The sequence below is a fragment of the Pedobacter sp. KBW01 genome (genome assembly GCF_003852395.1).
Lineage (GTDB): Bacteria > Bacteroidota > Bacteroidia > Sphingobacteriales > Sphingobacteriaceae > Pedobacter.
Window position 1 is genome coordinate 58,068 of sequence record NZ_QAJQ01000027.1, and the last position, 14,782, is coordinate 72,849.

Here is a 14,782-nt window from a genome sequence, read left to right on the forward strand (position 1 = left end):
AATGAATAAAAATTTTATTGCCTGTGGGGTAATATTGGCTGCTGCTTTTATGGCCAATCCTCTTTTCGCACAGGAACAAACTGCTGAAAAATCTAATAACCTTAATGTTTACCGAGTAACCGCAACCAAAGTTAATGACCTGGTACATACCAAACTCGATGTTTCTTTCGATTATGCAAAACGCTACCTGCACGGTAAAGCATGGCTTACTTTAAAGCCTCATTTTTACGCTACAGACTCGCTAACGCTTGATGCGCAAGGGATGGATATTAAAAGTATTGCGCTGGTTGGGCCAAAAGGCAATACACCACTTAAATACACTTACAATGATAATAAGCTGTATATCAACTTAAATAAAAAGTATACCAACACAGAGAAATATACTGTATACATTGCTTATACAGCCAAACCCGATGAGTTGAAAGTGAAGGGGAGCGCGGCAATTACCGATGCCAAAGGCTTGTACTTTATCAATCCGGATGGTGCCGATAAAAATAAGCCAACGCAAATCTGGACGCAGGGTGAAACAGAATCTTCATCGGCCTGGTTTCCAACTATCGATAAACCCGACCAGAAAACTACACAGGAAATTTCGATGACAGTAAAATCGAAATACACCACCCTGTCAAACGGTAAACTCGTAAGCCAGAAACCCAATACCGATGGTACAAGAACTGATACCTGGAAAATGGATTTGCCACACTCACCTTACCTGTTTATGATGGCCGTAGGAGAGTTTAAAATCACTAAAGATGCCTATAAAGGTAAGGAGGTGAGCTATTACCTGGAGCCTAAATACGCACCATACGCGAAGCAGATTTTTGGTAAAACACCTGATATGATTCAGTTTTACAGCAATTTGCTTGGGGTAGATTATCCATGGAACAAATACTCGCAGGTAGTGGGCCGCGATTACGTTTCGGGAGCAATGGAGAACACCACTGCTACTTTACATGGCGAGCATGTGCAAAAAACTGATCGCGAGCTGTTAGATGGAAATGAAGAAGGTACCATTGCACACGAGCTTTTTCACCAGTGGTTTGGCGATTATGTAACTGCCGAATCATGGTCTAATTTAACCATGAACGAATCTTTTGCCACTTTTGGCGAAGTAATCTGGCATGGCCACGATGCCGGTCAGGATGCTGAAGATAAATCGCGTTATGAAAAACTGCAATCTTACCTTGGTTCGACTAAAAAAGGCGAAAGCCCGGTGTTGGCCCGCTTTTATTATAACGATAAGGAAGATATGTTCGATAACATCAGCTATGCCAAAGGATCGATTATTCTTTATGCGTTGAAAAACCAGATGGGCGATGCCGCTTTTTATAAATCACTTAACCGTTATTTAACTAGCAATGCTTTTAAAAATGGCGAAACGCACCAGTTACGCCTGGCTATGGAAGAGGTAACCGGTAAAGACTGGAGCCCCTATTTTAACCAGTGGTATTACAATGGAGGTCACCCGGTTTTAAGCATCGATTATGGTTACGAAAATGGTAAAGCAATCATTAAAGTTAAACAAACGCAAGATGCCAGCGTGCAGACATTTACCCTGCCTGTTAAAATCGATATTTATGCCGGTGAACAAAAAATCAGAAAGGAAATCCTGATTAACAGCCGTGAACAGAACTTTAGCTTCGATGTAAGTACCAAACCCGATTTGATCGATTTCGACGTAGATAAAATTGTGGTAGGCGAAACCAACGACAATAAAACCGCCGAAAATTACTACTTCCAGTATAAAAATGCACCCAGTTATGCCAACCGGATTGAGGCCTTGCAGTTTATTATGCAAAGCAAAGCCAACAGCGGGCAGCAGGTATTGTTAACAGGTTTAAAAGATAAATCGGCTGATTTACGTGCTTTGAGCATTGATGGGCTGAATTTGGAAGATGCCCAGATAAAAGCTGCGGCCTTACCAGTTCTGCTACAATTGGCCAAAAGTGATAAAGATACCGAAGTAAGATCGGCAGCGATAAGTAAACTTGCCGAAACTGGCGACCAAACCTATAAAGCTTTAATGAACGAAAGTTTAAAAGACCGTTCGTACAAGGTAATTGCTGCCGGACTTGGTGGTTTAGCTAAACTGGCACCGCAAGAAGGTAGTACCGCTTTAGCGGCTTTAGATGCAGATACTAAAGACCATATTGCCGGTTCGGTTGCAACATTATACATCAGCGATCCAAGAGATGAGCACCAGGCCTTTTACGAAAACATTATGGCTACTGGCGACAGAAGTAAAATTTTCGCCACCATTGGCCAGTATTTTCAATATTTAAGGGCAAATACTAACCCTGAGGTTACCGAAAAGGGAATCAAGAATATTAGCGATGTTATTGAAAGATTGAAACTGCAGGCTTATTTAAACAAACAATTGGCAGGCGCTTATACTGCAACTGTGCAGGCTAAACAAAAACAGGCTGCTGCAGCTACGGGTGCAGCTAAAGAAAACCTAAACAAGCAGGCTGAATTGTTTAAAAAAGGTGCAGCAGATTTAGGTAAAGAATAACGAGCAGGTTGAAAAACAAAGAAGGCTGGCATGAAAAACATGACCAGCCTTTTTTCACTTACTTCAAAGCCGTTATCCTAATTGCAGGCATCCTTCCTTCTTGTATCAATAATATAAACAATCTGCCAGCCTTTATCGCCCTTTACCAACTGAAAGGAATTTACGCCACAGTGGCTGAATTTATCGCCCAGATAAAATTTGTAATCCGTCCAAACCGAAGCAAGGGGGCCGTCAATTAATATTTTGGTAAATACAATCCGTTCATCATACTGATCCTCATGCGGAGTGCCAATTAACTTGATAAAATTGTTAACCGACTCGGTCCGTACATTCACTTTCCCATCCTTATTAACAATGGTTTGCATTACTGCATCAGTAGCAAAAGCACTACGTGTTAGGGTGCTGTCGTTGGTTTTCATGCCAGTAAAAAGATTATTTACCGCTTTTTTAATGGCGCTTTCTTCATCCTTTTGAGCAAAGGCCTGTAGGCCAAAGCAGATCCAAAACAGGGCAAAAATGACTGATCCTTTCATGACTTCTTCATTACGTTTGTGTCATAAATTTATAGTATTTTTGTGAAAGAAGGGAAAAGGAACCGCGATGTTGCAAAAATCTATTGATTATCCACACATCTTAATCACAGTTAATAAGCTTTATATTCAGCTATTTACATCATTTTAAATAGGTGATGTTAATAATTATTTTAAAAACGGATAATTAAAAGTAGTAAAATTATAATGTGTTTTTATGCTAATTGGCACGGTTCTTTAATAGTATAATATATGGAAGAAGAATTCTTTTTTGAATCCAACGAAGACGCACAACGCTCAGTAGAACGTTACGAAGAAATGCTCCGCAATCAGGACCAATATTTTTTCGATGCAGGCGCTTTTGAATACATTGTAGATTTCTACATTGAGAAAAATGATCCGGTCAAAGCTTTGCAGGTAGTTGATTTTGCAATTAGTCAACACCCTTACGCAACTGTTTTTTTAATCAAGCAGGCTCATCTGTACATTTTAACCAACAACCACGAACAGGCTTTTATCGCTTTGCAAAAAGCCGAACTACTGGAACCATCAGAACCGGATATTTATTTGCTCCGTGGCAATATTTTTCAGAATACCGAGCGCTTTGACGAAGCTTTAGAAAATTACGAAAAAGCTTTGGGCCTTGCCGAAAGTACCGACGAAATTTTACTGCAAATGGCTTACGTTTACCAGAGCATGTCTGATTACGAAAATGCCATTACCTACATCAAGCTCAGCTTAGAGCAAAACATGGAAAACCAGGATGGATTATACGAGCTGGCTTTCTGTTATGATGTATTGGATAAGCAGGAAGAAAGCATTAAGTTTTACCAGCAATATATCGATACCGACCCGTATTCTTATGCGGCATGGTACAACCTGGGTAATAGTTTTCACAAGCTTAATCTTTTTGAAAAGGCTATTGATGCTTACGATTATGCCATTCTGATTAAAGAAGATTTCAGTTCGGCTTACTTTAACAAAGGCAATGCACTGGTTCAGTTAGATAAGTATACAGAAGCTATTGAGGTTTACAAACAGACTTTTGAGTACGAACCGCCCAATGCCGATACTTATTGTGCCATTGGCGAATGTTACGAAAAGCTCGAGAAAATGGACGAAGCCCGTTCTTATTACAAAAAATCGGTGAAAATGGATCCTAAAATGGCAGATGCCTGGTTTGGGATTGGTGTTACACTTAATTTTGAAGAACGTTATTTCGAATCGCTTCATTTTTATAAAAAAGCAATCGATTTAGAAGCCGAAAATGCCGATTTCTGGTTTGCATTGGCCGATGCCTATTACAAATTGAATCAGATTGATGAATCGATCGAAGCTTATGAGAAAGTTTTAGAGTTTAATCCCCTTGATATTGAGGCCTGGTTAGATTTTAGTACCGTATTGTACGAGCAGGGTAAATTGCTGGAAGCATCGGAAACCATGGCCGAGGCCATTAAAAATAACCCCGAAGCAGCAGAGTTGTACTACCGCATGGTGGCCTATCTTTTTGCGCTGGGTAGTTATACCGATGCATTAGGTTATTTAGAAACGGCTTTAACAACTGACCCTGAAAAACACTATATTTTATTCGAATATTTGCCACAATTACAAGATAATAGTGCCATTTTGAACGTAATAAACAGATATATTAGGTAACGACCTTGTGAGAAAAATTTAACAAATAAATCTCAAAATTTTTTTCACTTTTGTAGGCATATGAATTATCCATTATTAAACGTTCCCGAACGTCCAGCTAAACCACGCCAAAAAGGCTTAACAATGGTTATGGATAAGGGATTAAGCCTGCGCCAGGTTGAAGATTTTATTGACGTTGCAGGCGTACATACAGATATCGTAAAATTGGGTTGGGCTACCTCACATGTAACACCAAACCTTAAAGAAAAGTTAGCTTTATATAAAAGTGCAGGTATTCCGACCTATTTTGGCGGAACACTATTTGAAGCATTCATTATTCGTAATCAGTTTTCAGATTACCAGCGTGTGCTCGATCAGTACGGAATGGAGTATGCCGAGGTTTCGGATGGTTCTATTGAAATTGAGCACGATAAAAAGTGCGCTTATATTAGCGAACTGGCCAAACAGGTAACCGTAATTTCGGAAGTGGGTAGTAAAGATGCTGCCAAAATATTTGCCCCATACAAGTGGATTAAATTGATGCAGGCAGAAATCGAAGCTGGCTCATGGAAAGTTATTGCCGAAGCACGCGAAGGTGGTAATGTAGGTATTTACCGCGGAAGCGGCGAGGTACGCGAAGGATTAGTTGATGAAATCCTGACACAGATACCCGAAGAAACCATTATCTGGGAAGCGCCCCAAAAAGAGCAACAGGTTTGGTTTATTAAACTCATTGGAGCAAACGTAAACCTGGGTAATATTGCGCCAGCCGAAGTTATTCCGTTGGAAACCATTCGTTTGGGATTAAGGGGGGATACTTTTGATCATTTCTTAAACTTAGGTAAATAATATAAAATTTCTGCATTGCGAGGCACTGCTTACCCTCTTGGGGGAAGTACTGTCTCGCAATGAATGTATATGTGCTTATGAAAACTTACGGCTTAATCGGATATCCACTCTCTCACTCTTTCTCTAAAAAATATTTTACCGAAAAGTTTTTAAATGAGGGGGTTGCCGATCATCAATATGAGCTTTTTCCTATCGAAGATATCAAATCGCTACCTGATTTATTAAGTGAAAATCCTGCACTTTGTGGCTTAAATGTAACTATCCCGCATAAGGTAAATGTTCTTTGCTATTTAAACGAGGTAGAGGAAGCTGCCGATAAAATTGGTGCGGTTAACTGTATTTCCATTAAAAGTTTTGAAGGGAAAAACTATTTAAAGGGTTATAACACCGATGCTTATGGTTTTGAAGCGTCGTTAACACCTTTATTAGAACCTCAGCATACCAAAGCACTGGTTTTTGGTGATGGAGGCGCAGCTAAGGCTGTAAAGTATGTTTTAGAAAAGTTAAATATCGAATATCAGATAGTGGTGCGTAAAGCAGTTGAAGGGGCCATTTTATATTCGGATATCACACCTGAAATTTTAACTTCACATAAATTATTAATCAACACAACGCCGTTGGGCATGTCGCCAAATGTAGATACCTTTCCTGATATCGATTACAGTTTGTTGGGGTCTAAGCATTTGGCTTACGATCTGGTTTACAATCCGCTAGAAACGGCATTTCTGATTAAGGCTGCGGCCGGTGGGGCAAAAGTTAAAAACGGACTGGAAATGTTGCATCAGCAGGCAGAAAAAGCCTGGGCCATCTGGAATAAATAATTTGGTTTATCTTTATGCTGTTAACCATTAAGCAATCTTCTGAGGAATGAAACTAAAACTGCTGATTTTTTTACCCTTTGCACTGCTTTTATGCATAACAGCCTGCCAAAATCAAGATTATAGTCCGAAACCTAAAAGTTATTTTCGAATTTATTATCCTGCAAGGGCATATCAAAAATTTGCATCAGATGCACCATTTACCTTTGACTACCCGGTTTATGCTAAAATTGAAGCCTACACCGGGAGAGATGCGCAGCCTTTTTGGTATAATTTGCATTTTCCTCAATTTAACGGATACATTCACCTCACCTATCATGGAGTAGCCGGAAAACCAGAATACGACAGGCTTTTAGAATATACCCGTGAGCTCGCCTTTAAACACACCATCAAAGCAAGTGCAATAGACCAGAAGCTCATCAACTATCCCGATCATAAGGTATATGGAATTTATTATGCCATTGAAGGAAATACCGCCTCATCGGTTCAGTTTTTTTTAACCGATAGTGCAAAACATTATTTCAGAGGGGCATTATATTTCAACGAACGTCCGCAGTACGACTCGATTGCGCCCGTAATCAATTTCATTAAAAAAGATATTGATAAACTTATTTCCACCTTTAGATGGAAAAACTAACAACAATATGATTACAGTAAAAACATTAACTTTTAATGCGTATAGTGAAAATACGTACGTTTTATATGATGAGAGCGGAGAATGTGTAATTATCGATCCGGGAATGTACGAAGGCTACGAGCAGAACGAACTGGTTTCATTTATTAAAGAAAATAACCTTAAACCTGTTTTGTTGCTCAACACGCATTGCCATTTAGACCATGTTTTTGGTAATAAATTTGTGTTCGATACCTATGGTTTAAGGCCGCAGTTTAACATAGGCGAATTGCCAATATTACAGGCCGTACCCGGCTATGCGCCGCAAATGGGCTTTAGCCATTACGAGCTTTCGCCAGAGCCTGATACGTTTCTGCCCGAAACCGGAACAATCAGTTTTGGAAACAGTACACTAAGTTTAATTTTCGCACCAGGCCATTCGCCTGCCCATTTATGCTTTTATAGTGCGTCAGACCATATTTTAATAGGTGGTGATGTGCTTTTTTATGGCAGTATTGGCCGAACCGATTTACCGGGCGGTAACCATCAGCAATTAATTCAAAACATTACCGATAAACTATTTGTCTTACCTGATGAAACCAAAGTTTACCCCGGCCACGGACCGGCAACCAGCATAGGTTTTGAAAAGCAGCATAATCCATTTTTTTGACGTAAAATGGAAGATGGAAAAGGAATGATGGGACTATACTTTTTTTGATGTAAAATGGAAAAGGGTTGATGGGGCTATTCATTTTACATCTTCCATCTCACATCATCCATATTACATTTTAACTATCTTTACCGCAGTGAACACATCTTTCTATATCGCCAAAAGGTATCTTTTTGCCAAAAAATCTACCAATGCCATCAACCTGATTTCGGGTATATCGATGGTAGGCGTAATGGTAGGTAGTGCCGCGTTAATTATCATTTTGTCGGTTTTTAATGGTTTAGAGACAGTAGTGTTGAGTATGTTCGATACCATTACCCCTCAAATTGCCATTACACCGGCTAAAGGAAAGACGTTTGACCCCAATACTACCTATTTTAACCAGTTGAGGCAAAATAAGGCAGTTTATACTTTTACAGAGGTGCTACAGGAAAATGCCTTGTTAAAATACAACAATAAGCAGGCTGTGGGCATGGTTAAGGGAGTTAGCTTCGATTACTTAAAAAACAACAAACTCGATAGTACGATAAAAGAAGGCCGTTTTGTTTTGCACAATAGCAGTGGAGCCAGCGCAGTAATTGGCTCGGCTTTACAGAGCTATCTGGCCGTTAATACTGTTGATCCCTTTACCGAACTGGAAATTTATTCGCCCAAAAAGGATATTTCGGTGAACAATATCAATCCAGCCGACGATTTTGTAGCAAAAAGTATCCGGGTAAGCGGGGTTTTTGAAGTGCAGCAGGATTTTGATAATGGCATTATTGTTCCGCTCGATTTTGCCCGTGAGTTGCTTGGCGAAGATAAAAAAGTGTCGGCTATTGAGATCAATCTGCAGCCGGGCACGGATGTAGACCGCTTTCAAAATGAAGTGATTGAAAGGACCGGAAAGGATTATGAGGTGAGGAATCAGGCAGAGCAGAATAAATCGCTCTACCACATTCTAAACACCGAAAAATGGGCAGTATATATTATTCTTACTTTTATCCTGATTATTGCTATATTTAATATCATCGGCTCGTTAACCATGTTGGTGATTGATAAGGTAAAAGATGTGGCAATTTTGAGTAGCCTGGGTGCCGGAAAAAAGTTAATAAAACGTATATTTTTATTCGAAGGGATGATGATTACCATGTCGGGCTGCGTGCTTGGCTTAATAATCGGAGTTATTTTCTACTATTTCCAACATACTTATGGCTTTATAAAGATGGGTGAAGATGAGCATAAAACCCTGGTAAGTGCTTATCCAATAGGGTTGAAATGGAAAGATTTTGTTTTAGTTTTTGTTACTGTAGGCATCTTCTCATTTTTGGCATCTGCTTTGTCATCCAATTTAAGTGTTAAAAAGATCGATCAAATAAATCAAACCATATAAAATGAAGTTATTTAAGCAAGCTTTTGTATTTGTTGTGCTCCTTGGCGTAGCGGTTACCGCTTGTAATAGAAAAGATAATGCCGAGGGAGAGAATAGTAACCTGAAAACGGTTAAGGGTTTATATAGTTTTGGCCCCGAAATGAAATCGTTTACTCTTTGCGAAGATGGTCGCGAATACTGGGTTAAAGATAGCGTAAGAACCCTTGAGCTATCTTACAGTAATCTGGGTTTCGAAAAACCGTACGAGCCTGTTTACGTAGAACTGGAAGGTTTTTTTGCCAAATCTGATACTTCTATGGTTTCGGCTGATTTTGATTCGACGTTGGTAGTTACCAAAGTCTTAAAAATCAGTAAGGAAATTCCTGACGGCCCTTGTGCACAGTAATTACGCGCCATTGGCTGTGTCTCCATGAGCCATATAATTACGTTATCGGTAGGTATCATCGCCGACCGAAATAGTGGTAATCAGCCAATCAATTATTCCTCATCAGGAACAGCTAACCACCAGGTGTTGTGCCAGGCATCGGTAAAACCAGCACTTAAGCCATAATCCCTTTCATCAGGCTCTTGTACCGAGGTTGCTCCGTTTGCCATAGCCTTATCGTAAAATGCCATTGCCCTGGGCGAAAAAATAAACAAAGCCGAGCCATAGGGCGAATACATTTCGTTGGCCTGCGTAAACATAATTGTGCCTTTATCAATCGTGGCTTCAGCGTGCATGGTACTTCCATCCTCACGCGGTACAATTAACTTAATCTCAGCATCAAAAACAGTTTTAATGAAATCAATAAATTGGCTCGCATCCTTAATGCAGAGGTAAGGCATTATGGGTTGGTAATAATCGGGTGCTTTCATAACATAGCAATTAACCTGTTTAATAAAGTTACCAATTCCTGTTAATAAAAAAAGGCTCACAATTTTCATTGCGAGCCTTTTGCATATTCTTGATTTTTAATTTTACCAGAAAATAGAGTAAAGTGCAACTAAAATTCCGCACACTAACAGCGATCCAACTGCAAATGATGGATGAACTTTGAACATACTTGTATCTACTTCTAAACCATGTGATTTATCGCCTTTGCTGTTTTCGAACATACTAATGGCATACATCACAACGATACAAATTACAAATACAAAACCCATTCTATCTAAGAAAGGTATTTCGTAAATTCCATCTGCGTTGGCTACCGAGAATCCGAAATCGTGTAGGAAAGATAAATCCATCATTCCTGGTAAGAATTTTAACAATACTGATAAACCAAAACCACCAATTGTAGCAAATAAAGCTGCATTTGAAGTTGTTTTTTTCCAGAAGAAACCCAAAATAAACATGGCGAAAATACCCGGACTTACAAAACCAGTGTATTCCTGAATAAATTCGAAACCACCTTTTTTATCGATACCTAAGAAAGGTGAAATGGCGATTGCGATAGCCATTGCAACAATTACTACAGTGCGGCCGGTTCTTACAAGTTTACGCTCGCTGGCTTCTGTATTAATGTGTTTTTTAAAGATATCTAAAGTGAAAATGGTAGAGATACTATTGATTTTACCTGCTAACGAGGCCACAATTGCAGCAGTTAAGGCCGCAAAAGATAAACCTTTTAATCCTGTTGGTAAGATATTCAATAAAGTAGGGTAAGCCCTGTCCGGACGAAGCTCGCCACCCGGCATCATTGAGTTTACATCAATACCTGTTTTTTCCTGATACAACATGTAAACAGCGATACCCGGTAAAACCACGATTAACGGCATTAAAAGCTTTAAAAAGGCAGCAAATAAAATACCTGCTCTTGCAGTTTTTAAATCAGCACCTAATGCACGTTGGGTGATATACTGGTTACAGCCCCAATAGTTTAAGTTTACAATCCACATCCCTCCAAGTAGTACAGTCATACCCGGCAAGGAAGCATAATTGGCACTGTCTTTCTTAAATATCATGTGGAAATGGTCGGGCGCTTTTTCTCTTAAGAAGGCTAAACCATCCAATACTCCGTTTCCGCCAAAGTGATCACTCACTAAATTAAGTGCCAGATAAGTTGTGGCTAAACCACCGAAAATTAAGAATGCTACCTGGATTACATCTGTATAACCAATTACTTTCATACCACCTAATGCTATAATTACAGCAAAAATGGCTAAGCCCATCATACAATACCAGAATCCAATACCCGAAATACTGCTTACAGCTAATGCACCTAAATATAAGATTGAGGTTAAGTTAACGACAACATACAATAACAACCAAAACACTGCCATAATCATTGCAACAGTACCATTGTAACGTTGACTTAGAAATTGTGGCATGGTGTATATCTTGTTTTTAAGATATACCGGAATAAAAAATGTAGCAACAATTACCAATGTTGCAGCTGCCATCCATTCGTAAGTAGAAATAGCTAATCCCATTTTAAATCCGTCACCACTCATTGCTACAAATTGCTCAGCACTAATGTTCGAAGCAATTAACGATGTACCAATTGCCCACCAGGTAAGTGAACCTTCTGCAAGGAAATAATCCTTACTGCTCATCTGCGTTTGCTTCTTACGATGGTAAATCCAAAAACCATAAATTGCTACAATGGCAAAGTAGGCTAGAAAAATAATGTAATCTGTTACTTTCATTTAAGATAAGTTATTTGGTTTAGAGGGCTAAATGTAATAAAATCATTAGTTAAATTTCAAATTTTTTTGTTATAAAATGTTAAATTGACATTTATTATTTTGTAACCTAATCTTTTAGCCTGCAATTAGATGTACCTGTTAATTAAATTTTCCAGATACTCTTGTTTACCGCTGCGTACTTCCGGCTCGCCGTTTTCTGCTGCGTAATTTCTTAAATCTTCTAAACTTAGTTTACCCTGCTCAAACTCTGCTCCTTTGCCACTGTCGAACGAAGCATAACGGTCGGTTCTTGTTTTTTTGTAGTCCGATTTCTGTAAAATAGCATCGGCGGTTATCAGTGCTCGGGCAAAAATATCCATACCACCTACATGTGCGTAAAATAAATCTTTTGGATCGGTAGAGTTACGACGGATTTTAGCATCGAAGTTTACACCACCACCTTGCAGGCCGCCGCCTTCTAAAATGATCAGCATCGCTTCGGTCAGTTCATTAATGTCGTTCGGGAACTGATCGGTATCCCAGCCGTTTTGGTAATCGCCACGGTTGGCATCGATTGAACCTAGTAAGCCGGTATCTACCGCAACCTGTAGTTCGTGTTGGAAAGTATGGCCTGCCAAAGTCGCATGGTTAACCTCCAGGTTTAATTTAAAGTCGTTTAATAAATCGTATTGCTGCAAAAAGCCCCTAACTGTAGCTGCATCATAATCGTACTGGTGTTTAGATGGCTCACATGGCTTAGGCTCGATAAAGAATGTACCTTTAAAACCTTGTTTACGGGCATAATCTTTGGCAGTATGTAAAAATCTTGCCAAATGTTCCTGTTCGCGTTTCATATTTGTGTTTAACAGGCTCATGTAACCCTCTCTCCCTCCCCAAAATACATAGTTTTCACCTCCAAGGGCAATTGTTGCGTCAAGGGCGGCTTTAACCTGCGCTGCGCCGTGTGCCAGTACGTGGAAATCTGGATTGGTAGAGGCACCGTTCATATAGCGTTTATTGCTGAACAAATTGGCGGTTCCCCAAAGTAACTTCACGCCACTTTCGGCTTGTTTTTGTTTGGCATAGGCCACCAGCGCTTCAAGCCTGCGTTCGTTTTCTGCAATGTCATCACCATAGTCTACTACATCCACATCGTGGAAACAATAATAAGGAATCTGCATTTTGGTAATAAATTCAAAAGCAGCATCCATTTTGTCTTTTGCCCTTTCTACAGCATCTTTCTTTTCATCCCAGGGAAAAATATGTGTTGCACCACCAAATGGATCGGCACCGTTGCCATTAAATGAATGCCAGTATGAACAGGCAAATTTAAAATGCTCTGTCATGGTTTTTCCCGCCACTATTTTATTGGCATCATACCATCTAAACGCTAATGGGTTGTCGCTTTCTAAGCCCTCGAATTGAATCTGATCAATACCTTTGAAAAATTCTTTCGCTCCTGTTACTACTCTTGTCATGGTGTTTATTTGTTTTTTTTGTTGATGGTTTTTTGGTTGATAGTTAATTGCCATTGTGGCTATGCGCTATTAACCATTAACTCATTACTAATTGTTCTATTAATATGGTTTTCCAATCCTGATAAATTGGTTCGTATACTTCACTGTTTTGAGGTGTTAATGTTTTAATAGCCTCATGTTGTTTAAAAGCTTCTTCTGCGCTACTGAAAATCCCAGCTCCAATGCCTGCCCCTAAGGCTGCACCAACACTGCCATCGTTTTCATAAAGTTCTACCGGGATGCCTGTTACATCGACAAAGGTTTGGGCAAAAACATCACTTAAAAATAGGTTGGCCTTACCTGCCCTTATTACCTGCGGCCTCATGCCGTTTTCCCTCATAATATCTAATCCATATCGGAATGAAAAGGCAATGCCTTCCTGCACAGCTCTGAAAATATCGGCTTGTGTATGGGTGTTTAAATCGATACACAATAGTTGTGCGCCAGTATACTGATTGTTTAACATGCGTTCGGCGCCGTTGCCAAAGGCAAGTACTTTTAAGCCGTTGCTGCCAATTGGTGCGCTTGCTGCTAAGTTGTTTAATGCCGCATAGGTTGAATTTGGAGCGAAAGTATGTTTTGCCCACCTGTACATGCTGCCGGTGCCGTTAATGCAAAGCAAAACGCCAGTGTGCTTTTGTGCTTCGGTGTAAGTTACATGCGCAAAAGTGTTTACTCTCGATTGTTGATCGCAGGTCAGGTCGTTGCTTACGCCGTAAATAACACCAGATGTTCCGGCGGTAGCAGCTACTTCACCAGGCTTTAACACATTTAAAGAAAGTGCGTTATTGGGCTGGTCGCCCGATTTGTAAGCCACCGGAATGCCTGTTGTTAAACCAAGGTGCTTAGCAATATCTTCTTTTAAAAGTCCGTGGCTGGAGAACAATGGTTTTACTTCAGGAATCAGGTTATTGCTGAGGCCGTAATAGTTCATTACGTCTTTCGAGATTTCATGCTGTTCAAAATCCCAGAAAATACCTTCAGAAAGTGCCGAGATACTGGTGGTAATGACTCCGGTTAATTTCATGGCAATATAATCGCCAGGGAGCATAATTTTGTCGATCTTAGTGTAAACATCCGGCTCATTTGCTTTTACCCAGGCCAGCTTAGAAGCTGTGAAATTACCCGGTGAATTGAGCAGGTGCTTTAACGATTTCTCCTGGCCAATAGCTTCAAAAGCCTGGTTGCCCAGTTCAACTGCCCTGCTATCGCACCAAATAATGCTATCGCGCAATACCTGCTGATCTTTATCTACCACAACTAAACCATGCATCTGGTAGGCAATGCCTATAGCACTGATATCTTTAGGATTAAACAGGCCGGTTGCATTCAATTTTAAAATGGCTTGCTGTACATTTTGCCACCACTCGTTTGGCGATTGTTCTGCCCAGCCCGGTTTTAATGATTTGATTGGAGTTTCTTCTTCCGGATATTGTGCTGTAACCACTTTTTTTTGCGTTGCAACTTCTACAAGTGCAACTTTAATAGATGAAGTTCCTAAATCAATCCCTAATAAATACATGGTTTTAAATTAATTTTATATTTGGTTTATGCAAACGGTTGCATAAAGATAGATGATAAAATATAAAACGCAAATTTTTTATAAAAATCAGCACCTGAAGCATGTGTTGAGATAAATGGTTAGAGTAACATTTCTTTCAT

13 protein-coding genes are annotated in these 14,782 nt (G+C 39.7%); 8 read left to right on the forward strand and 5 right to left on the reverse strand.

Annotated features, from left to right (window positions below):
- Position 1 precedes the first annotated feature (1 nt).
- Complete coding sequence (locus tag DBR40_RS22445) at positions 2-2,512, forward strand: M1 family metallopeptidase (protein WP_124561974.1); 2,511 nt, start codon at positions 2-4, stop codon at positions 2,510-2,512.
- 77 nt (positions 2,513-2,589) lie between these two features.
- On the opposite strand, the gene DBR40_RS22450 is transcribed toward DBR40_RS22445, so the two are convergent.
- On the reverse strand, positions 2,590-3,045 hold the full coding sequence (locus tag DBR40_RS22450) for a nuclear transport factor 2 family protein (RefSeq protein ID WP_124561975.1): 456 nt from the start codon (positions 3,043-3,045) through the stop codon (positions 2,590-2,592).
- Positions 3,046-3,294: 249 nt separating this feature from the next.
- Between DBR40_RS22450 and DBR40_RS22455 the strand changes: the two genes are divergently transcribed.
- The 7 genes from DBR40_RS22455 to DBR40_RS22485 all read left to right on the forward strand — a co-directional run bounded on the left by DBR40_RS22455 (position 3,295) and on the right by DBR40_RS22485 (position 9,384).
- Positions 3,295-4,698, forward strand: a complete 1,404-nt coding sequence (locus tag DBR40_RS22455) for a tetratricopeptide repeat protein (RefSeq protein WP_124561976.1) — start codon at positions 3,295-3,297, stop codon at positions 4,696-4,698.
- 60 nt (positions 4,699-4,758) lie between these two features.
- Complete coding sequence (locus DBR40_RS22460) at positions 4,759-5,526, forward strand: phosphosulfolactate synthase (protein ID WP_124561977.1); 768 nt, start codon at positions 4,759-4,761, stop codon at positions 5,524-5,526.
- A gap of 77 nt (positions 5,527-5,603) precedes the next feature.
- The gene (locus tag DBR40_RS22465; RefSeq protein ID WP_124561978.1) at positions 5,604-6,347 is read left to right on the forward strand and encodes a shikimate dehydrogenase family protein; all 744 of its coding nucleotides are present in this window, start codon (positions 5,604-5,606) and stop codon (positions 6,345-6,347) included.
- A 46-nt stretch (positions 6,348-6,393) separates the two neighbouring features.
- On the forward strand, positions 6,394-6,981 hold the full coding sequence (gene gldD / locus DBR40_RS22470; protein ID WP_124561979.1) for a gliding motility lipoprotein GldD: 588 nt from the start codon (positions 6,394-6,396) through the stop codon (positions 6,979-6,981).
- A 7-nt stretch (positions 6,982-6,988) separates the two neighbouring features.
- Entirely contained in the window at positions 6,989-7,627 is a 639-nt protein-coding gene (locus DBR40_RS22475; protein WP_124561980.1) for an MBL fold metallo-hydrolase, read from the forward strand.
- A 136-nt stretch (positions 7,628-7,763) separates the two neighbouring features.
- Entirely contained in the window at positions 7,764-8,999 is a 1,236-nt protein-coding gene (locus DBR40_RS22480; protein ID WP_124561981.1) for an ABC transporter permease, read from the forward strand.
- A gap of 1 nt (position 9,000) precedes the next feature.
- On the forward strand, positions 9,001-9,384 hold the full coding sequence (locus tag DBR40_RS22485) for a hypothetical protein (protein WP_124561982.1): 384 nt from the start codon (positions 9,001-9,003) through the stop codon (positions 9,382-9,384).
- Between the two features lie 92 nt (positions 9,385-9,476).
- Here the strand turns inward: DBR40_RS22485 and DBR40_RS22490 are convergent, their stop codons facing one another.
- The 4 genes from DBR40_RS22490 to DBR40_RS22505 all read right to left on the reverse strand — a co-directional run bounded on the left by DBR40_RS22490 (position 9,477) and on the right by DBR40_RS22505 (position 14,642).
- Entirely contained in the window at positions 9,477-9,854 is a 378-nt protein-coding gene (locus DBR40_RS22490; RefSeq protein WP_124561983.1) for a VOC family protein, read from the reverse strand.
- 102 nt (positions 9,855-9,956) lie between these two features.
- Positions 9,957-11,624: a sodium/sugar symporter gene (locus tag DBR40_RS22495; RefSeq protein WP_124561984.1), complete on the reverse strand. Its 1,668-nt coding sequence runs from the start codon at positions 11,622-11,624 to the stop codon at positions 9,957-9,959.
- 125 nt (positions 11,625-11,749) lie between these two features.
- The gene (gene xylA / locus DBR40_RS22500) at positions 11,750-13,081 is read right to left on the reverse strand and encodes a xylose isomerase (RefSeq protein WP_124561985.1); all 1,332 of its coding nucleotides are present in this window, start codon (positions 13,079-13,081) and stop codon (positions 11,750-11,752) included.
- A 76-nt stretch (positions 13,082-13,157) separates the two neighbouring features.
- Positions 13,158-14,642 carry a xylulokinase gene (locus DBR40_RS22505; protein WP_124561986.1) on the reverse strand — a complete coding sequence of 495 codons (1,485 nt, stop codon included), beginning with the start codon at positions 14,640-14,642 and terminating at the stop codon, positions 13,158-13,160.
- Positions 14,643-14,782 lie beyond the last annotated feature (140 nt).

What these genes read in the sequence shown, in the direction of transcription:
- DBR40_RS22445 (WP_124561974.1), top strand. Translation starts at nt 2, where the DNA reads ATGAATAAAAATTTTATTGCCTGTGGGGTAATATTGGCTGCTGCTTTT.
- DBR40_RS22450 (WP_124561975.1), bottom strand. Translation starts at nt 3,045, where the DNA reads ATGAAAGGATCAGTCATTTTTGCCCTGTTTTGGATCTGCTTTGGCCTA.
- DBR40_RS22455 (WP_124561976.1), top strand. Translation starts at nt 3,295, where the DNA reads ATGGAAGAAGAATTCTTTTTTGAATCCAACGAAGACGCACAACGCTCA.
- DBR40_RS22460 (WP_124561977.1), top strand. Translation starts at nt 4,759, where the DNA reads ATGAATTATCCATTATTAAACGTTCCCGAACGTCCAGCTAAACCACGC.
- DBR40_RS22465 (WP_124561978.1), top strand. Translation starts at nt 5,604, where the DNA reads ATGAAAACTTACGGCTTAATCGGATATCCACTCTCTCACTCTTTCTCT.
- gldD (WP_124561979.1), top strand. Translation starts at nt 6,394, where the DNA reads ATGAAACTAAAACTGCTGATTTTTTTACCCTTTGCACTGCTTTTATGC.
- DBR40_RS22475 (WP_124561980.1), top strand. Translation starts at nt 6,989, where the DNA reads ATGATTACAGTAAAAACATTAACTTTTAATGCGTATAGTGAAAATACG.
- DBR40_RS22485 (WP_124561982.1), top strand. Translation starts at nt 9,001, where the DNA reads ATGAAGTTATTTAAGCAAGCTTTTGTATTTGTTGTGCTCCTTGGCGTA.
- DBR40_RS22490 (WP_124561983.1), bottom strand. Translation starts at nt 9,854, where the DNA reads ATGAAAGCACCCGATTATTACCAACCCATAATGCCTTACCTCTGCATT.
- DBR40_RS22495 (WP_124561984.1), bottom strand. Translation starts at nt 11,624, where the DNA reads ATGAAAGTAACAGATTACATTATTTTTCTAGCCTACTTTGCCATTGTA.
- xylA (WP_124561985.1), bottom strand. Translation starts at nt 13,081, where the DNA reads ATGACAAGAGTAGTAACAGGAGCGAAAGAATTTTTCAAAGGTATTGAT.
- DBR40_RS22505 (WP_124561986.1), bottom strand. Translation starts at nt 14,642, where the DNA reads ATGTATTTATTAGGGATTGATTTAGGAACTTCATCTATTAAAGTTGCA.